The organism is Burkholderia sp. Bp9016 (genome assembly GCF_003857765.1).
Classification (GTDB): Bacteria; Pseudomonadota; Gammaproteobacteria; order Burkholderiales; family Burkholderiaceae; genus Burkholderia.
This window is the reverse complement of sequence record NZ_QTPY01000107.1, coordinates 1-222: the sequence shown is the minus strand read 5'-3', so window position 1 is coordinate 222 and position 222 is coordinate 1. Positions and strand designations below refer to the sequence as shown.

The window sequence follows — 222 nt, the reverse complement described above, 5'->3', positions numbered from 1 at the left end:
GGCGGAGCGGACGGGACTCGAACCCGCGACCCCCGGCGTGACAGGCCGGTATTCTAACCGACTGAACTACCGCTCCAGTCTTGCTTCTTGCCTGGCAGGCGTCGGTTACTTCCTGCCGGCGCATCGTTTGTTCGAACGACGCCGAAATCTGGCGTCCCCTAGGGGATTCGAACCCCTGTACTCACCGTGAAAGGGTGATGTCCTAGGCCTCTAGACGAAGGG

The 222-nt window shown here is 61.7% G+C and carries 1 tRNA gene; it reads right to left on the bottom strand.

Features of this window, described 5'->3' with window-relative positions:
- Positions 1-2: 2 nt before the first annotated feature.
- Positions 3-76 (bottom strand) — tRNA-Asp (locus tag DIE13_RS32665).
- Between the last annotated feature and the right edge of the window lie 146 nt (positions 77-222).